The sequence below is a fragment of the Paenibacillus sp. FSL R7-0273 genome (genome assembly GCF_000758625.1).
Classification (GTDB): Bacteria; Bacillota; Bacilli; order Paenibacillales; family Paenibacillaceae; genus Paenibacillus_AQ.
In genome coordinates, this window is sequence record NZ_CP009283.1 from 6221056 (window position 1) to 6241738 (window position 20683).

At 49.2% G+C, this 20683-nt stretch carries 21 protein-coding genes; 1 reads left to right on the forward strand and 20 read right to left on the reverse strand.

Features of this window, described 5'->3' with window-relative positions; all coding sequences use genetic code 11:
- Positions 1-22 precede the first annotated feature (22 nt).
- Positions 23-682 carry a potassium channel family protein gene (locus R70723_RS26745; protein WP_039877048.1) on the reverse strand — a complete coding sequence of 220 codons (660 nt, stop codon included), beginning with the start codon at positions 680-682 and terminating at the stop codon, positions 23-25.
- A 191-nt stretch (positions 683-873) separates the two neighbouring features.
- On the opposite strand from R70723_RS26745, the gene R70723_RS26750 reads away from it, so the two are divergent.
- Positions 874-1119, forward strand: coding sequence for a small acid-soluble spore protein SspI (locus R70723_RS26750; protein WP_039877050.1), 246 nt, complete (start codon positions 874-876; stop codon positions 1117-1119).
- Between the two features lie 81 nt (positions 1120-1200).
- Here the strand turns inward: R70723_RS26750 and R70723_RS26755 are convergent, their stop codons facing one another.
- The 19 genes from R70723_RS26755 to R70723_RS26840 all read right to left on the reverse strand — a co-directional run bounded on the left by R70723_RS26755 (position 1201) and on the right by R70723_RS26840 (position 20523).
- On the reverse strand, positions 1201-2781 hold the full coding sequence (locus R70723_RS26755; RefSeq protein WP_039877053.1) for a peptide chain release factor 3: 1581 nt from the start codon (positions 2779-2781) through the stop codon (positions 1201-1203).
- 226 nt (positions 2782-3007) lie between these two features.
- Positions 3008-3883 (reverse strand): radical SAM protein, encoded by an 876-nt coding sequence (locus tag R70723_RS26760; protein ID WP_039877054.1) that lies wholly within the window; start codon positions 3881-3883, stop codon positions 3008-3010.
- Complete coding sequence (locus R70723_RS26765) at positions 3884-5059, reverse strand: gluzincin family metallopeptidase (RefSeq protein ID WP_039877056.1); 1176 nt, start codon at positions 5057-5059, stop codon at positions 3884-3886.
- Entirely contained in the window at positions 5049-5966 is a 918-nt protein-coding gene (locus tag R70723_RS26770) for a M29 family metallopeptidase (protein WP_039877059.1), read from the reverse strand. Before R70723_RS26770 ends, R70723_RS26765 begins: the two co-directional genes overlap by 11 nt.
- Positions 5963-7249 carry an MFS transporter gene (locus tag R70723_RS26775; RefSeq protein WP_081957500.1) on the reverse strand — a complete coding sequence of 429 codons (1287 nt, stop codon included), beginning with the start codon at positions 7247-7249 and terminating at the stop codon, positions 5963-5965. The genes R70723_RS26770 and R70723_RS26775 overlap by 4 nt, the downstream gene beginning before the upstream one ends.
- On the reverse strand, positions 7170-8645 hold the full coding sequence (locus R70723_RS26780; RefSeq protein ID WP_039877064.1) for a hypothetical protein: 1476 nt from the start codon (positions 8643-8645) through the stop codon (positions 7170-7172). Before R70723_RS26780 ends, R70723_RS26775 begins: the two co-directional genes overlap by 80 nt.
- Positions 8626-10197 (reverse strand): amino acid--tRNA ligase-related protein, encoded by a 1572-nt coding sequence (locus tag R70723_RS26785; protein WP_039877066.1) that lies wholly within the window; start codon positions 10195-10197, stop codon positions 8626-8628. Before R70723_RS26785 ends, R70723_RS26780 begins: the two co-directional genes overlap by 20 nt.
- A gap of 17 nt (positions 10198-10214) precedes the next feature.
- Positions 10215-11522 carry a radical SAM protein gene (locus tag R70723_RS26790; protein WP_039877067.1) on the reverse strand — a complete coding sequence of 436 codons (1308 nt, stop codon included), beginning with the start codon at positions 11520-11522 and terminating at the stop codon, positions 10215-10217.
- A 63-nt stretch (positions 11523-11585) separates the two neighbouring features.
- On the reverse strand, positions 11586-11759 hold the full coding sequence (locus R70723_RS33630; RefSeq protein ID WP_156123851.1) for a hypothetical protein: 174 nt from the start codon (positions 11757-11759) through the stop codon (positions 11586-11588).
- Between the two features lie 355 nt (positions 11760-12114).
- Positions 12115-13665 (reverse strand): glucose-6-phosphate dehydrogenase, encoded by a 1551-nt coding sequence (gene zwf / locus R70723_RS26795; RefSeq protein WP_039877068.1) that lies wholly within the window; start codon positions 13663-13665, stop codon positions 12115-12117.
- Between the two features lie 331 nt (positions 13666-13996).
- Positions 13997-14848 carry a YwmB family TATA-box binding protein gene (locus R70723_RS26800; RefSeq protein WP_039877069.1) on the reverse strand — a complete coding sequence of 284 codons (852 nt, stop codon included), beginning with the start codon at positions 14846-14848 and terminating at the stop codon, positions 13997-13999.
- A 430-nt stretch (positions 14849-15278) separates the two neighbouring features.
- Positions 15279-15587 carry a hypothetical protein gene (locus R70723_RS26805; RefSeq protein ID WP_039877070.1) on the reverse strand — a complete coding sequence of 103 codons (309 nt, stop codon included), beginning with the start codon at positions 15585-15587 and terminating at the stop codon, positions 15279-15281.
- Positions 15588-15627: 40 nt separating this feature from the next.
- Positions 15628-16278: a response regulator gene (locus R70723_RS26810; RefSeq protein ID WP_039877072.1), complete on the reverse strand. Its 651-nt coding sequence runs from the start codon at positions 16276-16278 to the stop codon at positions 15628-15630.
- 15 nt (positions 16279-16293) lie between these two features.
- Entirely contained in the window at positions 16294-17307 is a 1014-nt protein-coding gene (locus tag R70723_RS26815) for a sensor histidine kinase (RefSeq protein WP_039879330.1), read from the reverse strand.
- 64 nt (positions 17308-17371) lie between these two features.
- Positions 17372-18019, reverse strand: a complete 648-nt coding sequence (gene liaF / locus R70723_RS26820; protein WP_039877076.1) for a cell wall-active antibiotics response protein LiaF — start codon at positions 18017-18019, stop codon at positions 17372-17374.
- Positions 18020-18298: 279 nt separating this feature from the next.
- On the reverse strand, positions 18299-19003 hold the full coding sequence (locus R70723_RS26825) for a PspA/IM30 family protein (RefSeq protein WP_039877077.1): 705 nt from the start codon (positions 19001-19003) through the stop codon (positions 18299-18301).
- A gap of 2 nt (positions 19004-19005) precedes the next feature.
- Positions 19006-19485 (reverse strand): PspC domain-containing protein, encoded by a 480-nt coding sequence (locus tag R70723_RS26830; protein WP_039877079.1) that lies wholly within the window; start codon positions 19483-19485, stop codon positions 19006-19008.
- Between the two features lie 4 nt (positions 19486-19489).
- Positions 19490-20167, reverse strand: coding sequence for a PspA/IM30 family protein (locus R70723_RS26835; RefSeq protein ID WP_039877081.1), 678 nt, complete (start codon positions 20165-20167; stop codon positions 19490-19492).
- A gap of 53 nt (positions 20168-20220) precedes the next feature.
- A complete protein-coding gene (locus R70723_RS26840; RefSeq protein WP_039877083.1) occupies positions 20221-20523 on the reverse strand; it encodes a LiaF transmembrane domain-containing protein in 303 nt (100 codons plus the stop codon).
- Between the last annotated feature and the right edge of the window lie 160 nt (positions 20524-20683).

The window sequence follows — 20683 nt, forward strand, 5'->3', positions numbered from 1 at the left end:
AGTCCTTTCCTTTCGCACTTCGTTATTGATAAGCCATCTCCAGCTTATTCAGATTATCCTTGTGCCCGACGATAACCAGAACATCGCCGTCTGCCAGCCGGTCCTCGGCTCTTGGCGTAATGTTCATTTCATCGCCCCGGCGGATGGCCATGACGTTGCAGCCGTATCTGGCACGGATGTCCAGCTCCAGCAGGTTTTTACCTAGCATCTGCTTCGGTACCTTCATGTCCAGGATGCTGTAATCCGGAGACAGCTCAATATAGTCGAGGATGTTCGGCGAGGCCAGATGATGCGCCACCCGTAAGCCCATGTCCCGTTCCGGATATATGATTTTGTCTGCGCCAATCTTGCTCAGCACCTTGCCGTGCAGCTCATTTCTGGCTTTGACCAGAATCGCCGGCACACCCAGATCCTTCAGGATCAGCGTGGTCAGGATGCTGGCCTGTATATCTTCACCGATCGCCACAACGACAACGTCGAAGTTGCGGATCCCCAGCGCACGCAGCGCTTCCTCATCCGTCGAGTCTGCGGATACGGCATGGGTTACAATCCCGGATATTTCCTGGGTCCGCTGTTCGTCGGTATCGATTGCCAGCACATCGTATCCCATGCCGCTGAGCGCCTTGGCTACACTTGAGCCGAAGCGTCCCATCCCGATAATCGCGTATTGTTTTTTGGCCATGTCCGTGTACCTCCTGCAGCATTTTTCATCTCACACAGTATAGCATAAGGGCGGCCAAACTTGAATTTTCACTGCCGCCGCAGGGCACATTAGTACAGGGCGTTTTGGATAAGGCAGAGGTTTGTTCTGATTGTCTCTTCCAGTATTTCTGCCCCTTGAAGCTTTCCACACAATTAAAAAGGAGGTGCACAATGCCGGTAACCATCGATTTACGCCAGGCGGTTCTTCATAAGGTGCACGGCCAGTCTGAGGAAGACCTGCGCTCTATGATCGAAGGCTCTGTAGACGGGCCGGAAGCCGCGCTTCCCGGACTTGGTGTCGTATTTGAAATGGTCTGGAAAGACATCGGCAAGGCCAAGCAGGATCATGTCATCGGTCTGCTGCACCGGCATCTGGAGGAAATCACCCCCGGATCCGTGACCACCGAGCAGAGCTAGACAGCCAAAAACCTCCGCTCTCATAACGTGCAGTTTCAACGTTAAAGGCGGAGGTTTTTTTAATCACAAGCATTCATGGCATTAAGGAGCAGTCTCAAGGAACTTCGCAGTCGGGTTCTTCTCCATCGCCGTCCGCATCGCATACTCGTTCTCGAACAGCACGACATAATTGCCCTTCTTGTCCGTTACAAGTGTAGAGTTAATGCGGAATTTCGCCGGGTCCGGCTTGTTCTCATCGACGATCCAGCGCGCGAACTGATAGCTCATGCGCTGCAGCATAACATCTACGCCATATTCGCCCTTCATCCGGTATTCGAACACCTCGAACTGCAGCTGTCCGACTACGCCGAGCAGAATATCATCGAAGTTGACTGTGCGGAATACCTGAATCATTCCCTCTTCTGTCAGCTGGTCAATTCCTTTTTGGAACTGCTTCGACTTAAGTGCATTTTTGATGCTCACTTTGGAGAAAATCTCCGGTGAGAATGTCGGCAGCTCATCGAACTCCATCTCGCCCGCCTGGCTCAGCGTATCGCCGATCCGGAAAATACCCGGGTCAAACAGACCAATAATGTCGCCCGGATACGCCTCTTCGACAATATCACGGTCCTGGGCCAGGAACTGCTGCGGCTGGGACAGCTTGATATCCTTACCTGCCCGCACATGCTTCACGCTCATGCCCCGCTCGAACTTGCCGGATACAATCCGCAGGAACGCAATGCGGTCGCGGTGCGCCGGGTTCATGTTAGCCTGGATTTTGAATACGTAGCCTGTGAACTTCTGATTGGTCGGTTCAATGGCTCCAACAGTACTGCGGCGCGGCTCCGGCTTCGGTGCCAGCTCCAGGAAGTTGTCGAGGAATGTCTGCACCCCGAAATTGTTGATCGCACTGCCGAAGAAGACCGGAGTCAGCTCGCCGCGCAATACTTTTTCATAGTCAAAGGCGTCACCCGCCACATCCAGCAGCTCCAGGTCCTGGCACAGCTGGTCATGCAGATATTCTCCGGCCATCTCGCGGATAATCGGATCATGGTAGCCCTCTACCTTCTGGACCTTGATCACAGAGTGGTCATCACCCTGGAACAGCTCCACCTGATTCTTCATCCGGTCGTACACGCCGCACAGCTCGCGGCCGCTGCCGATCGGCCAGTTCATTGGTACGGAGCGGATGCCCAGAACATTTTCCAGCTCCTCCATCAGATCGAACGGGCTCTGGCCTTCACGGTCCAGCTTGTTGATAAAGGTAAAGATCGGAATGCCGCGTTTCGCGCAGACCTGGAACAGCTTGATCGTCTGTGCTTCCACACCCTTTGCCACGTCGATCAGCATGACCGCGCTATCCGCAGCCGTCAGGGTCCGGTAGGTATCCTCACTGAAATCCTGGTGACCCGGGGTATCCAGAATGTTGACCCGGTGATCCAGGTAATCAAATTGCATAACGGATGACGTTACCGAGATTCCGCGCTGTTTTTCAATTTCCATCCAGTCACTTGTCGCATGCTTGCTTGCTTTACGGGCTTTAACCGTTCCCGCCAGCCGGATCGCGCCGCCGAACAGCAGCAGCTTCTCCGTTAGTGTTGTTTTACCCGCATCCGGGTGGGAAATGATCGCAAACGTTCTGCGTTTGTCCACTTCCTGTTGCAGTTTCTGATCCGGTGTCATTGCACATATCCCTTCATATATAAATTCATGCTTTACGCTCCTAATACCCGTTCCCTTTCCAGAAAGCATCCTTTAAAGTATATCAAAATTCGGCAGACTTTATCTACAAAAAAGCGGCGGAACTCAAATAAGTTGTTAAAATGGACCGATTCATACAAAGTGAGGCAGCATCAACCCAATATCAATACAAAAAGACACCGATAAGTTATCAGTGTCAGTTCTTTTTTCAGAATAAGGAATAGCAAGCATTTCTGTAACAAGTGACGCCCGATTGATGCAACGCGATAAATTCGCTATGCTTATTTATAATATCTGTAATAGGATCGTCCATTTGCCCCAATGAAGATTTATTATGAAAACACGGATAAACCGTTCTGTCGGAATCAATAATTAGTGTTTTTGCTGAAAAGTAACATTTTGGAATCGTCCGCGACTTTTTTTTCAAAGTAAATTCTGCAAGTCTGTAATGGTACTGACGCTCCTCATACGCATAAAACTCCTTAAAAATCGTCAAAGCCTTTTCTATTACCTCCGGGGAGGCCTTGTTCCAGGACAAAATATCCTCCGAATCCATAAGATTTAAGTTTACACCAAAGCCCCGTTCGGCGGCATAAGCAATCACTTCGACAATATCCTCCACATTTTCAGGTGAAATCGTTACATTTAAGTCCACATGATCCGAGTAATGCTGCTCATAAATCATATGCAGAACTTCCATTACCTTTGTGTAGCGTCCGCGATATTGGTCGGTATAAGCTTTATTTAGACTGTCAAGTGTAATGCCGAGATGTACCCGGTGTGCTATAAGCTGCTGAAGCAGTTCTTCTGTAATGAGCGTCCCATTCGTTAATAGCATAATATCCTGCACCCGGCTGGCTGCAAAACTAATCAGTTCTATAATATACCCCATGCTGAGTGGCTCACCGCCGGTCAGCAGCAACGACTTAACCGGAGTGACCTCCTTTACCCGCTGCAGGAATGAGGTAATATCCTCAAGCTTCAAATTATCGTTAAGGGAAGGATAAATATCATTATTATAATAGCAATATTGGCATTTAAGATTACATTTGGACGTTAGAATGAATCCAAGCCGATCAATCATTTACTCCCTCCTGTCAATGGGGCCTATCCACTCACTGACAAAACCAGATAGCTCCCTGCCGGCGTATTGCCCTAAAAGATCGATAAACAATTCAAGTGAAACCACTTGTCCGCAATCATCAAAGGAATCAATGAGTTGCTTCAGAATGGTCATATTTATTATCTTTAACTGGAACAGCAGATTAAACGCCAGAACGCCTTTCCCGCAGATCAGCGCCAAAAACGTTTGTTCCTCCATATGGGGTTCAAATTCAGAAATCGTAGTGTTGGTACCAGCGATATTTGCCTCATATAAATTCTTATAATATTGAAGTTGCCTGTCAAAAAAAGCCTCTCCAAACCTGGTTTTTAGATAACACAGCTGCAGATACTCCGTTAAGCTTTCCAGAAGCCAATGCCGTCCCCGGCCAACAAAGACGGTCGTCAGCCCGAGCTCCTGGTGAATGATTTCGTGAAAAAGGTACTTATAAAGAAATACAAGAGGCTTGGCACACATGCATCCATCTACCAGGATTAGATTTTTACATGAAATTGCATTAACCTGCAAATTCTCAATATCGACGATCCGGCACTCCAGCGGGCGTCCAAAAAGAGAATAATAAAAGTCTAAAAATTGCGATAGCTCCCCTGCCAAATCAGCCCTGCCAAACAAGGAAAGCGTCGGCTCAGAGACAGACACACTTCTTCCGCTAATCTCAATATTGAGCTTTCGCTCATTGGGGGCATTACAATCAGCAATGACCAAACGGCTTAAATCATTGATTGTATACTTTCCGCAAACCTCTTCGGCATTGGTAACAAAGGGCACATCGCTCTTTATGGACAAATATGCGTTATAATTCAGCCCAGGGGAAATGGAGGGAAAATGGATGCTGCCGGGAAGCAGGCGTAAGAAGTTATCCCCCTGTATTTTACTGTAGGAAACGCTGACCTTATTAAACAGCCTTAACGCTTTAATCCGTACTTGAAGTCCTGTTCTCTCAAAATAAACTTCCTCAGCATCAACGCATATTAAATGGATAGTGTAGGAACTGTCCAGCATAAACTCCATTGCAGCCAGACTCTCCTTAAATACAGCCTCGTACGTAATGGCAAGAAGGGCCGCTCTGCAAATAACCGAAATTCGGATTTCCGGCAGCAGCACCTCTCTCTCCGGAATTTGTAGATTATGAATCATAAAAATCAACCCTTTTCCCATCGATGCTTAAGGTGAACGATTCCAGCACAATATCAAAGTGATAGGGTCTTTCAAATATCCCCTGCATATTCCGGTTATGTCCGAATCCGAGATGACAGGTTCCCCAAAGCTTCTCGTAACTGGGCATAAAGCGCAGGTTGGCTAAGTCGGCATTAGTGCCGATGCCGAACTCTGCCAAGGGAACCGGAATCCCCTTATATTCACCGGAACTGAAAAAGGCCATCCCGTCCTGAATGGATACGCTCCGCAAACCTCCGGCAACTGCATAAATAATTTCTCCCTGCGCAGTATAGGGCTGGGGAGCAAAAAACACCTCGCCTCCCGGAAGCTGAAAAAGATGTTCATGCTCGCTAAATTGACAGTTTTCCATCAGGATTTCATTTTCCCGGTCTCTTGCAAATTTCAAATCGGTTCCCAGGCTGCTGTGGAGCCGGTAGCTGGCCCCCTGTAACAAAATACTTTGAACATGGCGGTTTCTCCTGCCTAGCGCAGCATAATCAAAACTGATGGCTTTTTGATATAGCCGGATTACAGCGTCTGCATAATGCTGCGGTACGTACAGCGTTGGGTCATCCATTAGAATCAGAGGCAGCTTCAGCGCTTCGCAACGGTTAATAAAATGATGTACAGCAGGTGCTGTCGATGAATTTTCAGAGAAGGGAAATAGCATAAACAACACTTTCTGCCCTATATATCCTTCCAGAAATTCCGGCTGAATACATTCGGATACAGCGGCTGTCCGGATAGTCCGGATTTCTTCTCCAGGCTGCATCCGAAGCTCATCCACTACAGAACGTACATACACCGATTCTGGCGGATCAAATAGAATAACAGTCTTCCTGTCACTGAAAAAATCCGGTTCTTGTCCAAATACCTCTGGCTTCATAAAGCCGGCTGCTCTGCCTCAGCCTGATTCACCCCGATCCGTACATGTTTAGCGTTCAAATAAATTAACACGGTAATGGAAATCAGCAAGCTGGCCGCACCCAAATACCAAATGAAAGAGTATCCCAGCCGTTCGGTAAGCAACCCAAGGACCAAGGTGATAGCAAAACCAGCAAGGGATTTCAACGCGGATAGACCTGAGGAGAAGGTGGCACGTTTACTTCTAGGAATAAAATCCTGAACCCAAGCGCCAAAACAGGAGGATTCCATAGCAAGCCCAAACTCGAATAGAATCAGGCCCCCGACAAATACAACCGGGTTAGGAAACAATCCTACAAGCAGTAGTCCCAGAGCAGAAATTAAGGTGCCACCAGTTATAATTTTAACGGGAGAGACTTTCCGTTTAGCCAGATAAGATACAAAAAAGCTGGATACGCTCATGACCGCCATGAAAACGACTAGAATAATTCCCAGATAGCTTACTGACATATGCAGTTCATTAACACCGTATACCTGCCAGGTGAGCAGGAATGCGAGCAGCCCCGCATGGCTGAATATACTTTTCAGTAATATAAACCGCATTAGCTTATTCTTGGCAAAGTCTACTGAGGTATTATATACCTCTTTAAAAATATTCTCTTCCGTTCGTTCCCCATAGTTATCAGTGAACCGGAACCAGGCGTAGATACCAAGACCGATGGCCACAATCCCTGCTATTGCAACAGGTAGATACAGGTGAACATTGCTGCTTACCGTTGCCAGAAAGGCACCGACAATAGCAAATGCGGAGATAAAGCCGTTTAAGCGGGGCAGCACCACATTCTTATAATCCAGCATACCGAGATCATCCAGCTTATCAATATACCACGCCTGAGGTGATCCGGAGATTAAGGCTACCCCCAATGACATAATGACCGCAGAAACGATGAACAGCATGAGATTAGAGGCAAAAGCAAACAGGCATAAGCCTATGCCCCAAGTAAAGAAACCGATAGCGGTTAATTTCTTCCGACCGAATAAATCGGATAGATTCCCGCTGGGATAATCAAAAATCGCCAATGACAACGAGGACACTGCAAACACAATACTGATTTGCAGCGGATCAATCCCTCTCATACTCATCAGCACGATATACACTGCTCCGTACAGCTTATCCGCCAGATTGTATCCGGAGAGCATGACGCCTACAAAAATGCTGTACTGCTTATGAGCTGGTAATGTCTTCATATAATTTCTCCCCGTTTCTGAACAAATCCAAAAAATCATCGTCAGTAATATGCTCATGCTTCTTTAATCCCGCACGAACAGCAGCAAAGCCCAAAGCATAGGAAATACTTTCAATAGGAGCACTGTAGGCCTGCAGGCATATACTCCTTAGCCGGGAAGCTGACTCACGGCCTTCACAATAGCCGGCGAGCCGGTCGGCAGCCTGATTGAAGCTGTATCCGCAGGAGTGGATAAGTACGGTTGAGATGGCAAGCAGCAGTGATTTTCTTAAGCCCTGTCTGAACTCCGCGATTAAATCCGCATCCTGAAGAATAAAGTGGCTCAAGCTGTATTCACAATACTTTGCCCAGCCCTCTTCTATTATCAAATTGTCCATTACCGTGCTTTCAATCATATTCTCCCGTGATTGGACGAATTTGGAGTAATGATGTCCCGGAAAAATCTCATGCACAAGCCCCAGGGTCATACTAAAATCGTTCAATTTCGCCGGGTCATAGATCAAGGCGCCCTTTACGGCTTTTTCTTTCAGCAAATAGGACCGTAAATACGCCAACCGTCCGGGCTGTTTGTATTTCAGATCCTTCATATCGGCAGTGGCCACGTGCTGCAGAAACTCTTCTGTATCAGCCTCCATTAATGCTTTGCCTGCATGGAACACATGCTCTAGCTGCGCTTCAAGCGACAACACCTTACTGCGCTCCCCGGCAGCATTCCGGCTAATGTCCGTTGTACAATCATACTCATCCATTTCAGTCTCCATATCCTTTAAAAACCGCTGGAAATCCATCCTGATTCCCGATTCCAGTGCGATATAGGTTCTAAAGCGTTCCTCTCCTATGCCCCGCATAAAGGTGATGCTCTCCTCTTGCCGGCTGATCAGATATGCCCGGAATTTTTCTGCCTCCTGCTTGAGCATTTCCACCGTTCCGTCCGGGAGGCTAAGCCCACCCGCCATTAGCAGAATCTGCTTCAGCTCCTCCTCCAGCTGTCTAAGCCCGAGGATGCAATCCAGCTTAGTGACGGATGCTTCAGATAAATTCCGGACCGCCGCGGCGTAGAATGGCTGGAGTGAGCGGATGTATGCAGCTAAAAGATCACTTCGGATATCCGCTGAAAAGACAGCTTCATAGGTTCTCCCTAACAACGATATCGTCCGCAGCGAATGTTGAATATAGAATACCGGAGTCCGCCATGACTGCAATTCTTCAAGCTCGAATATCCGCAGTTTGAGTGTCCTCGTCAAAGACTGTATCGGCTTCTGGCTACCTTCCTCCAGCAATTCCGCCAGCCCCAGAAGCTTCTTGTATTCAGCCATCACCCTGTGGAGATTGTCCTCTGAAAAGATGAACAGCTCCTGTCTGTCGATTCCCCATTTAATAGCCATACTTGGGTAAAGGCAGCTGGATAATTGAATGTACTGGTCTACAAGATATTCACGCGTTGGCTTCATCATATGCAACCGCTCCATCATTCCGGAATAAATAGCTTTGTCCGTTCTGATCCTTGGGAAAAATCATTACGTCCTGCAGCTCCTGCGTGTCCATAAGCTTCCACAACAGCCTCTCCCAGCCGATGCCTATGGTAAAAACCGGAGGTGAACCGCTTTTCAAAGCATCCAGGTAGTAGGTATAATGCTCCTCGCTTACCTGTAATAGCTCCAGGGATTGTAAAAACTCCTTCACCCTGTATTCTTTTTCACTGCCGCTGGCAATTTCTACACCATTCAGAATGAGATCAATTCCTTTACTTTCCTGCCCAAGACGCTTCGTAAAAATATTCTGCCCTATTCCCTCCAGCGGCTCCTGTCCGGGTGTACCTGCTTCAATATACGGATAATTCTCAATCCAGCAAAAGGAATATTTCTCAGTTGGCCGCCCCCTGTTTAATGAGCGGAGAATGGACGAGAAGAAGGCCGAAACTAGCGGCTCTGATCCCTCCATAAGCAGAATTTCACCTGTATCAACTTGAGTAATCCCTTCGAAAAAAGTTTTGAATTGAGCTAGGTCAAGGGTTCTGCCATTTCTATGGGACAGCCGGTTTTCGGCAATCCTCAATATTGAATATCCTGAGACCGCCAGCTTCTCGGCTCTGCCCGCAATAAATTGAAGGACTGTTTCGGGCAGGGAATAAGGAATTATTAGTGTTTTATATGTATTGCTGCTATCCAAGCTGAATTCCGTATATTTTGGCTGAAGAAATTCCCGGTATCTGAAATCAGGCTTATCAGAGCCATAGAGGCGCATTGATTCCTTATAATCCAGCACCGGAAACGGAGTGGAGATTTCAACATCAAAGCATTGCAGGCAAAGGTGCCTGAGCATTTCTTCAATAAGTGCCTTTCCCTCTTCATTTGTACAAAAGTCGCAATTTATTGCCAGTTGGGTAAACTCTACCAAAGCATCCGTTTTGACCTCGGCACTTTCTTCCGACAGCCGGAAACAGGGGTGGAATTGAAATATCCGTTCCAGGCCGCCTATATTGTTCAGCAGATTTAGAATATTAGGGGATTGCAGCAGGGTATGTTCGAATTGGCGGGAAAGCACATTGTAAACCTTGAATTCATTAAAGCCGTATTCTTGCACACTTGTCCAGAGCAGCGGATTTCTTGTCTCAATGAAGTAACGGCCACAGAGAAATTGTCTGATCTGCTGCTCCATCTCATTTATTTTTTTAGCCAGCCGAATGTTCTTATGTTCAAAAAATTTAAGATAGGTATACTCATTATTGACGTAAGAACCTTTAACAGCCCGTGTGGACGTATTAAGTACCTCTAGCCTGGTTGCGATTAAAGATAAGCGAGGCTCTTCTGCTTCCTCTTCCAAACTAACCTCAACTGCAACTACATCCCTGATCTCCAGCTGGTCAGAATTGCAGCAGATCATCATCTCACCCGTCATATCCCACAGCATAAATCCCTGCGGGTTGATTTCCTTCACCCAGCCTGCCAATGAGCATTCACCAGAGTGCGCTTGCAGTTCTGCTATAAGGACTCTCTTATGCAGCATACAGCTTGTTCCCCCTTTTATTTAGTCACTGCCCAAGGGATAACGCTTTTAAAAAATTTGCACTTTTCTGGATTCAGCTTGCCTTCTCTTACGATCGCTTCGAACGTGCACGGCCCGCCGCAAATGTTATAGCCGACACAATGCAGACAGGCCTTACTGCTATGATCATCGAAATGCCAGTCAATAAAGGCCTCATCCAGAGAAAAATCGCTGAAATTGGAGGTGCATCTTTCGTCGCATTCTACAACGCACTTGGAGACCTGGCCATCGCTTGTGACATAAACCCCCCAGGAGTTCTCGGCCTGCCCGTAGGTAAGATTCATACATGAATTGGTTTGCGGAAATTGATTATTCACGAGAAATACAATGTTGTTTCCGGGGTGGTTAAACGGGACATTTACCTTATCGCAATACATCCAGGCTTTAATAATAGCCTCTCCTAACGCTGCACCGTCGATATCCCAGCCATGCTCATTCGGCTGCGGCGTATTAACGCTAATCTCGGTGAAACCTATATCCTCTACTAAATGGGTAATAATCTCTGAGAAAATATCCAGGTTTTCTTTAGTTGGAGTAATGATTCCCGAGAGTCTTCCCCCTGCATTTCTGAAATGATGTACGCCTCTGACAATAGCATCATAGCTGCCGGTCCCGTTATGATAGATTCTGTTCTTATCATTAATCTCTTTCCATCCGTCAATACTAAAAACAAGCATTATTTTCTTCTCATAAAAGTAACGGGCGTTCTCCTCGGAAACGAGTGTCCCGTTCGTGACGATTTCTTCGGTAAAACCTGTGATTTGGCCGTTCCTTTGGGCTTCCTCCAGCATTTCATGTCCGCGTTTAATCAGATCCATACGAATTAGCGGCTCCCCTCCAAAATACTGCAGAATGGGAGCGGCGTTCTGATTCTGTCCAATAAACCATTTCATGGTATCCTCGAAGGCCTCAATGCTCATTGAGCCTTTATTCTGGTAAATATCATTCACAAAACAATAGGTACAATTCAGATTGCACAGTTCTGTCAAGGAAATACGCATGTAACCAATTCTGTTCTTTCTTATCCGCTTGTTAACGTCTCTGCGGGTGCGCCGCTGGAGCTTTGCCTCTGCAAATTCATCATGCTCACACGGGACAAGAAATTTCTGCTCCGCCAGATCCAGGCTGTAACTGTCCTCCGCTAATGGACGTGGAGTTTTATAGGCCTGGTATGCCTCATATCCCTCATCTGGGAGCTCAAACAACCCCATGGTATGGGCATTAAAAAACACATAATTTTCTTCTTTATCGAAGACATTCGCAAACTTCGACTGTCTGTACAGCATGGTTAATCCTCCCGTTCCGGATGGGAGAGGGGAAACCCCCTCTCTCCTGTGTAAGTACCGGTATTATTTGGCTGAAAGTAGTGCAGTTTCTGACTGTTTTTCTTCCAGTTCGATAGCCGCCAGGAGCTCTGCCTCGAATTCTTCAAACTCAACATCTAGAGTAGTAGCTGATCTCGATCTTTTGCACACATCTGCATAGTCAGGTGCCTGCAAAGTAATTTTCTTTTCTTTTAGCATAATTTCCGCCTCCTTCCCTTCCTTAAATATAATAATATGTAAAAAACATATTATATTATGGGATTATATAGGAATTTTCCCATTTGTAAATAAAACAACAGATGATTCATTTTATATACATATTCAGGAATAAAAACAATCTAAATCCATTTAATCGTGATATTGATTATTGACATTTTTTAGGGTGATATCCTTTAATAAAGTTGTGCGTCTATTCCGGCTTTTGTAGGAATCATGAGCTTTTAAGCCGGGGTGTGAGGACTCCACCCCGAAGTTGACGCCCGTGCCGGGCGTACCACAAAAATCCCCCTGCGCTTCTGCGAGGGGGATTCACTGATTTCAGCTTATACGGGTATTAGCTGTTCACACGCCATACCACATTATCTTCATCCTGTCCGTTCACCGGCCACCAGTGGAAGCCGTCCTGATCCAGCAGCTGATCTGCTTCTACCGGGCCCCATGAGCCTGCAGGGTAGGAGGCCAGATCATTGCTCTCTTCCTTCCACGCTGTGGCGATCCGGTCTACAAATGACCAGGCCGAGGACACTTCATCCCAGCGGGTAAAATAGGTCGAGTCGCCGCGTGCCGCATCATGCAGCAGACGCTCATAGGCCTCCGGCGAGTTAATGCCAACCATGCAGCTCTGGCAGAAGTCCATTGCGAGCGGCTGGATTTCTGATTCCGAGCCCGGCTTCTTAGCATTGATCTTCACATAGATGCCTTCCATCGGGTTAACGCGGATAACGAGCAGGTTCGGCTCAAGCTTATGCTTTTGGCCCAGGTATACGTTCGTTGGCATACCCTTGAACTCAACCACCACTTCCGTCGTCTTCACCGGCAGGCGTTTGCCTGTACGAATGTAGAATGGAACCCCCGCCCAGCGGAAATTGTCTACAAAGATACGTGCTGCAAAATACGTCTCGGTATTGGATTCAGGATCTACCTTATCCTCCTGGCGGTAAGCCGGCAGGCTCTTGCCTTTGTAGAGGCCCTGGGTATATTGACCGCGCACCACGTTCTCGCGCACTTCCTCTGAGGAAGAATACGGACGCAGCGAACGGAGCACCTTCACCTTCTCATCACGGATATCCTCAGCCAGCAGACGGCTTGGCGGCTCCATTGCAATCATCGTCAGCAGCTGCAATATATGGTTCTGCCCCATATCGCGCAATGCTCCGGCATGATCATAGTACCCGCCGCGCTCCTCTACCCCGACTGTTTCGCCAAGGGTAATCTGAATGTTGGCAATATGCTTGTTGTTCCACAGCGGCTCAAAGAACGCATTGGCAAAACGGATAACCTCAATGTTCTGCACCATTTCCTTGCCGAGATAGTGGTCAATCCGGTAGATCTCTTCTTCTTTGAATACCTGGCGGATCTGCTCATTCAGCTGCTCGGCAGACTCCAGGTTGTAGCCGAATGGTTTCTCGATAACGAGACGGTTCCAGCCTGCGCCCTGCAGCATGCCTCCTGCCTTGAGGTTGAACGAGACGCTGCCGAACAGCTCAGGGGCCAGAGCCAGATAGAACATCCGGTTGCCCGGGATCTGGAACTTCTCTTCAAGCAGCTCCGTCTGAGCATTCAGCTCACGGAAGCCGTCAACATTGTTGATGTCCAGTGATTTATATTCAAAATGTTGAACAAATTCGTTCCATTCAGCAGCATCGGCTATCTGATAACGGCAGAATTCACGGATGGATTCCTTCACATCCTCGTGAAATTCCTCCTGGGTGCGGGGACGCCGAGCCACGCCAATTACCGCAAAATCATGTGTCAGCTTGCCTTCGCGGTACAAGCTGTATATCGCCGGGAAAAGCTTGCGGCGGGCCAGATCTCCGGTTGCCCCAAAAATAAAGAATACAGCACCGGGTGTGTGCAATGCATCAAGGGTTTGATTTTCAGCCATGGCTCCTCATCTCTCTGTATGTAATATAGTTATTGACAATCATTCTCAACAAACCGTATAACGGCGTGATGTCATTTTATCATATTCGCCGTAAGGATGCTATCACATTCCTGACAGTTTTTCTCGGGTTTTCGCAATTTTCCATTACTCTTTTTTATTCATTTTCATACTGATGCTTATAGTCTGCAGCCGGATTTTGGGCTTATGCCCACCTTACCTATTATACCTTCAGCAAAAAGCTCCGCAAAGCCGGAGCCCGGTCTGCGGAGCTTTCTGTTAGGATATGCAGAATTACAGCGGATTATGACGATAATTGTGCAGGATGCATCCGTTAATATTCAATCGTAATCAGCGGCAGTCCGATGGTCACGCGGTTACTGTTGTCATTGCTGTTCTTGTGTACGGCAGCCTGCAGGGCTAATCTATGCTCACCGCTGTTCACATATCTCTGTGCACCAGTGATACCGTACGAACGGCTGCTGGTTGCGTCATCCTCGTAGCTTTCCATTGCATCTAGCCCATCCAGCCGCTCAGCAATGGCCCCCTCTACCCGTTCAAGCGCTTCACCGGGTGATTCCTCTACCAGCGATGTACCTTGCAGCGAAGCATTCCACTCCGCTGTGATGCCGGCGGCCAGCAGCTGCACTCCGGCATCTGCTACTGCAGTCTGAAATGCAGCTGCCTGCAGCAGGTCCTGTGCTTCCACAGTCACAATTACATAGCTTGCGCCCTCGCCCAGCTCACTCCAGAACAATGACATGCTGCTGTGTGAATCCAGCGTGCGGGAGGCTCTGTAGGTTACGTGACCGTCTTCTTCAGCGGCCTCCGGCATGCCGAGTCCGAGCTGTTCGGCCAGCCGGGCTGCTGCAGCTGCAGGTCCTTCTTCCTGATCTGCCGCATTAGTAGGAGCCGTAGCTTTACCGCTGTATTCTCCCTGCCATTTTACAACCAGCCGCAGCGGAGAGCCGGCGGCAGTTACCTCCCGGCCGGCCGAGGTCAGAAGCTCCAGTGAGCGGAGCAGCTGTTCCGGGCTTGCGGACAGATTGGTTTCCGCTGCGGCTTCCTCAGTATTCATGCGGCCGGCCCCGCTCGCGAACCCCGCAAGCAGCAGCACCAGCAGGCTGAGGCCAATGATGACCAGCGTTAACTTCCCCGTCCCTTGTCCATGTTTCCCCAGCAGCATTCCGCATCTCCCTCTCTCATCCAATCTAGCAATCTACTAGAAAGGATAGCCTGATTCGGGAGGAGATATACTTGCTTGCCAGAACCATGCTAAATTTTAAAACTTACCTTACAGGGTATTACGATTTAGTGTGCATCCATACGCTTCGGGTGTTGAACTTGATTTAGAAGGATTGAAATATGCCTATTACTCGTTCGCATCAGACGAGACGCCTTCTATGCACAAAAGCCAACATAAAGGGAATATTCCCTTTATGTTGGCTTTAAAAACCTTCGATGAGCTAATTAGAGGGAAAATTCCCCTTAAGTCTGCTTATCACCCTCGTTCTCGGCGAATATACAGGGAATAATCCCTCAAATTTGGCTATCTTCAGCCTATGTAGGCTAATTTAGAGGGAAAATTCCCCTTATGCTAACGAAAAACAGCCTTGTTAACCGGAATCAGAGGCACTATTGCCTCTCAATTCGCCCATTTGCCCAACCGAGCCCGAATCAGAGGCATTTCTGCCTCTCATTTCGCCCATTGAGCCACCGGAGCCCGAATCAGAGGCATTTTTGCCCCTCATTTCGACCATTTGCCCACCCGAGCCCAAATCAGAGGCATTGTTGCCTCTCATTTCGCACATTTGGCCATCAAAGCCGAAATCAGAGGCATTTCTGCCTCTAATTTCGCACATTTGGCCATCAGAGCCGGAATCTGAGGCATTTCTGCCTCTCATTTCGCCGCCCAGCCGTGCCAAGCAGGAATGCTCCATCCCGTACGCGACCTGTGGGCCGAATTTACTCCGCCAGCCCGTTCTTATACGCGTAAATAGCCGCCTGGGTCCGGTCCTCGACTCCCAGCTTGGCTAGAATGTTGGTTACATGGAACTTCACGGTCTTGATCCCGATGATCAGCTGATCGGCGATATCCTGGTTGGATTTGCCCTGGGCCAGCAGCTTCAGCACTTCCATCTCGCGTTCTGTAAGCTCCTTGTAGGCAGGAGCTTCTACTTTGGCGTTATTGCGGAAGCGGTTCATCATCTTGGATGCGACCTGGGACTCCAGCACGGATTGTCCTCTGGCAGCAGCGCGGATGGCATCCGCCACTTCACTGGCGCGCGAGGTTTTCAACAGATAGCTGAACGCTCCGGCTTCAATTACCGGATACATCTTCTCATCATCCAGATAGCTGGTAAGCACGATAACCTTGCAGTCGGGATACAGCTTAAGCAGCCGTTTGGTGGTCTCAATGCCGTCCATGCCTTCCATGACCAGATCCATCAGCACTACATCCGGATTATATTCCTGGGCCAGCCGGATGCCTTCCTCACCGCTTCCGGCTTCACCTACTACTTCTATACCATCTTCTGTTCCAAGCACTGCGGCAAGTCCGATCCGTACCATTTCATGATCATCCACCAGCAGAACCTTGATTTCTTCTGTTTCCATGGCTGCCTTGCCTCCTTATTCATTGACCATCGGTACAGTAATTTCAATCCGCATCCCTTTGCCTGGCGCCGTAATAAACTGTATGGAGCCGCCGGTTTCCGCTATCCGCTCCTGCATATTCGACAGCCCGTAAGAGGTCAGCTTGCCGTCATCGATCTCAAAGCCGACACCGTCATCACGCAGTGTCAGCCTAACAGCATCGCCGCGCCGATGCAGCCGGATTTCCATTTTCTCCGCCTTGGCATGGCGCAGGGTGTTCGATATCGCTTCCTGCACAATACGGAACAAATGATTCTCGACACCTTTAAGCAGCTGTACATCCGGATCCATCTCAAAAATAATCTCCATCGGCACCTTGATCTGCAGCTCTTTGATCAGCTCCTGCAGCCCCTGCTCAAGCCCCTTGCCCTCCAGGTACACCGGGCGCAGATGCAGCAGCAGCGCACGCATCTCCGACTGGGCCACCGCAGCCATCTCCTCGATCAGGGCAATCTGGCGCTGGGCCTTATCAAAATCCTTCTCCAGCGTCCGGCCCACAGCCGTAGCAGTCATCGAGATGGCGAACAGCTGCTGGGATACGGCATCATGCAGCTCGCGTGCCAGACGCTGCCGCTCCTCGATAATCGCCGATACCCGGGCCTGCTCGGCCAGCTTGGCATTGTTGGTCGACAGCCGCTGCAGCGTGTTCACCTGGTTCTCCCACTTGCCGCTGATCCGGCCAAGCTGCTCGCCCAGCCGGCCCAGCTCATCGCTGCCGAGAACCGGCATTGCCGGGGTAAGGTTGCCCTTTTCCCAGGCGACCAAGGTTCCGCGCAGCCGCTCCAGCCTGCGCTTGAAGCGGAAGCTCTGAAAGAAGCCGTAGCCCACGCCGAAGACCACCGGCAGGAGGATCAGCGTTACTGTGGTGCGTATACCAATCTCCCAATTTTCAAAGGGCTGCAAATAACCATATGTATACATAATGTACAAGAAAACCAGCAGCATGACAAAGGAGAACAAAGCCCCTTCACCCATGCTGCGCGTCACCATGCTGCTGTTCTTTTTATCCACGTGCAGGAGCCTCCTTCTCTCTTGTAATCAATACATGCCGCGGTCAGGGCTTCGTTATATCCAGATCCCCCATCAGATAGGAAATACTGAACTTCACCTTATTCGGGCTGGTCTCGTAGTTGGCGGACTTCCAGTTCAGCCGGTTCATCATGCCTGTATCGCGGTGGCTGCCGAACTCAATGGAGCCAAACAGCACGAAGGCTTCAATCTCTACGCCGTAGTCATCTGACAGATGGATATCCATATCCCCGAATATGCCCTGAAACAGCATGATGGTTTCCTTATCCTCAGCAATTGCCAGCGACAGATCGACATCGGCTTCCCCAAGCACATGCCAGGCACTCAGGCATCTCATCACCCAGGGTGACAGATCCCAATCGAAACGGGATGAAAAGCCCTGCTTCTGCATGAACACCTTGCCCTGCTGCAGCCGTTTCGATTTCACATAGAATGCGCCCAGCGAAATCAGACAGATGCCCAGCACCAGCAGCAGATGATCGAGCAGCAGCAGAACTGCGCCGATCCCCAGCAGCTTATAGCCCTGTTTGACCTTGCCTGAGGTTGTACGGTAAATCCCAAGCAGCAGGAACAGGAGCGCAACAACGGAGAAAAATCCGATCCATTTGCCAAATATCATCAAGCAGCCCACGCCAATCAATCCGATGGCAATCAGACGGTTCCGTTTATCCATAGCGCACCTCCTAAAAGTTTTGCGAAGCAAAACTATCTTCGTAAGCATTTTCTACGTTTTGCGAAGCAAAACTGTCATCGTAAGTCCAAGTATATAGCAATAACAGAGGAATCAGATCCCTCTGCCTTATTTTCAAAGTTAAAATACATACTACCCGCAAATAAGCCGTTCTTTACAGCAGCGCATCACTACAAAAGCCATACCGGTATGGTGACCCATACCGTATGGCTTTTTACCTTGTTCAGCATATCATACCTGCCTGCTTTTTAGGAACAGGGCTTAGTCTTCTTTTTTGTCCAGGGATGGTGCAGATGTAGGATTCAATTTATTCTTCAGAGCGGCAAGCTGCTCCTCCACCTTCAGCTGCTTCTCAGCATCAACCGGCTTGTTGTACAGGCCGGAGGACGGGCTGTAAGGGGCACGCATAACGTCTGCTTCTGCTTCAAGCTGCATGATCTTTTCTTCCATACGGTGGAAGCCGAGGGATGCGCTGCCGCTTTCAATGGAATGCACGCTGCTGATCTGCGACATCTGCTTCTTGGCCTTGGCCATCTGAGCGCGGGATACCAGCTCGTTGCGCTTGTTGCGCAGCTTGTAGAATTCATCCTTCATGTCATGGAGCTGCTGTACCAGTTCCTTAGCCTGCACTTCTGCCTGGGCATGAAGATCGCCGTATTCCACTTGCTTCTGGTCGAAGTAGATTTTTTCTTCCAGCAGCTTGCGGGCTACCTCTTCCTGTCCGTTCTTGAGGGCCAGCTCAGCCTGGGCTCCGCGCTGTCCGGACATTTTGGCAGCTTCCTCAACACGCTGCTTCATGCGGCGCTCATTGGCCATCTGCTTGGCAACCGTAACCTCAGCCTCGTGAATTTCAGCCTCCATATCGCGCAGATACTGGTTCAGCATTACGATTGGGTCCTCTACTTTATCCAGCAGGTCGTTTACCGACGCCTTTGTCATATCCTTAATCCGTTGAAATACTCCCATGATTAAACTTCTCCCTTCTCGTATTTAGCAAGTTTTTGTTTGAGCTCTTCCACTTCTTTTTGCAGTGCCTTCTTCTCAATATCCTTCATCATGGCATCCAGGCCGGAATCCTGGCCGGGATAGCTGTTTGCTTTGTTATAACCCGGATTCGGGTTATAGCCTGGCTGTCCGCCAGGTCCGCCGTAGCCGCCCTGTCCATGCGGGCCCTGCGGGCCGCTTCCATATCCGGGGCCGCCGTAATGGCCGCCATAAGGTCCGCCGGGTGCTCCCGGTCCGGGACCGAACGGATTATACTGCGTCGGCTCCTTCGGAATGATCAGTGCTGCAATGAAATATACAAGTATGGTTGCGCCTCCGGTAAAGGGAATGCTGACGAGCAGCAGAATCCGGAACAGGGTAGAATCAATGCCGAGTGTCTCGGACAATCCTCCAGCCAGCCCTGTCATTACCTTGTCGCGGGTTGAACGATACAACCGGGTCATAGCACTACTCCTTTCCGCCATTGTTAAGCTTCTCCTTGAGCTTAGCCATTTCTCTTTCCAATACAGTTGCTACTGTCTCGCCGGCCTGCACTGCGTATTCCTGGCCCATGCGGCGTAGATCCCGCAGACTCTTCGCTTCCAGCTCCCAGTCGTTCATCCGGTCTTCAAGCCGGCCGAACATCTTGGGAACGTCGCTGCCGCTGCCGTAAGCAGTTGCCCTCTGGTTCATGCGCTGCTGAAGTCTCAATGACTCCATCCGTGCCGCATAATACTGGCGCTTGTTATATACTGTCTGATACTCAACCTTCAGCTCATTCAGCTGGCTTTCCAGTTCATACAGCGATCCCTGGCTTTGTTCCAGCAGTCCGCTGTACTGCTCCAGCTTCTCTTCGTGAATAATCTTCTCCTGCAGAGCCATCTTCGCCAGATTATCCTCTCCGGCCTTCAGTGCCAGCAGCGCCTGCTCTTCACGTTTGTTTCTCATGGCTGTAGCCTGATTTACCTGTACCTGAAGCTGCTTCGTATGGGCAGCGTACTGCTGGTACAATCTTTCGGCTTCGGCGATCTCCTCACGGGTTGAATGTAAGAATTGATCAATCAGCTTCACCGGGTCCTGACTTTGTTCCAGTTTTTCATTTAGATTAGCTACGGTAATATCCCTCATGCGGCGAAAAACACTCATGATTTCCTGCTCCCTCCCTGCTTCTAATTAAGTAAATTTTACAGCTTCTATGCTTAGTATGTTCTGCCGCTTCTGCCCCTCAGCACCGAGATGCCCCAGACAACCAGCGCAACCCCGAGCAGTGGACCGATGATCCAGGAAAGCTTCGAGATCAAAGCCATGACACCGATGAACAATACAATCCAGCCGATAATTTTGCGTCCGCTTTTGATTCCGTAATATCCGAGAGCTACCAGCAATACCGGGAACAGAATTCCGAAAATTCCGTGTATCAGGTGGGGCAGCACCCCAAGCAGCATAACCGCTCCAATAACAATCAGCGCAATAGCAAGTCCGTTACCTTTTCTATTCTGCATTTTTTCTCACCGCCTTTCGTTGTCCTCGTTCTTATAGCTTTATTTTAGGGTAATCTGCAGACTTTCAAAACAGACCGCGGACGGTTTTATGAACTGGACCTTAGTCGGGGAGGGCACCGGACCGGAGGCTGCCGGGGAAAAAACCTTATCAGCCTGTAAG

What these genes read in the sequence shown, in the direction of transcription:
- R70723_RS26745 (WP_039877048.1), bottom strand. Translation starts at nt 682, where the DNA reads ATGGCCAAAAAACAATACGCGATTATCGGGATGGGACGCTTCGGCTCA.
- R70723_RS26750 (WP_039877050.1), top strand. Translation starts at nt 874, where the DNA reads ATGCCGGTAACCATCGATTTACGCCAGGCGGTTCTTCATAAGGTGCAC.
- R70723_RS26755 (WP_039877053.1), bottom strand. Translation starts at nt 2,781, where the DNA reads ATGACACCGGATCAGAAACTGCAACAGGAAGTGGACAAACGCAGAACG.
- R70723_RS26760 (WP_039877054.1), bottom strand. Translation starts at nt 3,883, where the DNA reads ATGATTGATCGGCTTGGATTCATTCTAACGTCCAAATGTAATCTTAAA.
- R70723_RS26765 (WP_039877056.1), bottom strand. Translation starts at nt 5,059, where the DNA reads ATGATTCATAATCTACAAATTCCGGAGAGAGAGGTGCTGCTGCCGGAA.
- R70723_RS26770 (WP_039877059.1), bottom strand. Translation starts at nt 5,966, where the DNA reads ATGAAGCCAGAGGTATTTGGACAAGAACCGGATTTTTTCAGTGACAGG.
- R70723_RS26775 (WP_081957500.1), bottom strand. Translation starts at nt 7,249, where the DNA reads ATGAGCATATTACTGACGATGATTTTTTGGATTTGTTCAGAAACGGGG.
- R70723_RS26780 (WP_039877064.1), bottom strand. Translation starts at nt 8,645, where the DNA reads ATGATGAAGCCAACGCGTGAATATCTTGTAGACCAGTACATTCAATTA.
- R70723_RS26785 (WP_039877066.1), bottom strand. Translation starts at nt 10,197, where the DNA reads ATGCTGCATAAGAGAGTCCTTATAGCAGAACTGCAAGCGCACTCTGGT.
- R70723_RS26790 (WP_039877067.1), bottom strand. Translation starts at nt 11,522, where the DNA reads ATGCTGTACAGACAGTCGAAGTTTGCGAATGTCTTCGATAAAGAAGAA.
- R70723_RS33630 (WP_156123851.1), bottom strand. Translation starts at nt 11,759, where the DNA reads ATGCTAAAAGAAAAGAAAATTACTTTGCAGGCACCTGACTATGCAGAT.
- zwf (WP_039877068.1), bottom strand. Translation starts at nt 13,665, where the DNA reads ATGGCTGAAAATCAAACCCTTGATGCATTGCACACACCCGGTGCTGTA.
- R70723_RS26800 (WP_039877069.1), bottom strand. Translation starts at nt 14,848, where the DNA reads ATGCTGCTGGGGAAACATGGACAAGGGACGGGGAAGTTAACGCTGGTC.
- R70723_RS26810 (WP_039877072.1), bottom strand. Translation starts at nt 16,278, where the DNA reads ATGGAAACAGAAGAAATCAAGGTTCTGCTGGTGGATGATCATGAAATG.
- R70723_RS26815 (WP_039879330.1), bottom strand. Translation starts at nt 17,307, where the DNA reads ATGGTGACGCGCAGCATGGGTGAAGGGGCTTTGTTCTCCTTTGTCATG.
- liaF (WP_039877076.1), bottom strand. Translation starts at nt 18,019, where the DNA reads ATGGATAAACGGAACCGTCTGATTGCCATCGGATTGATTGGCGTGGGC.
- R70723_RS26825 (WP_039877077.1), bottom strand. Translation starts at nt 19,003, where the DNA reads ATGGGAGTATTTCAACGGATTAAGGATATGACAAAGGCGTCGGTAAAC.
- R70723_RS26830 (WP_039877079.1), bottom strand. Translation starts at nt 19,485, where the DNA reads ATGACCCGGTTGTATCGTTCAACCCGCGACAAGGTAATGACAGGGCTG.
- R70723_RS26835 (WP_039877081.1), bottom strand. Translation starts at nt 20,167, where the DNA reads ATGAGTGTTTTTCGCCGCATGAGGGATATTACCGTAGCTAATCTAAAT.
- R70723_RS26840 (WP_039877083.1), bottom strand. Translation starts at nt 20,523, where the DNA reads ATGCAGAATAGAAAAGGTAACGGACTTGCTATTGCGCTGATTGTTATT.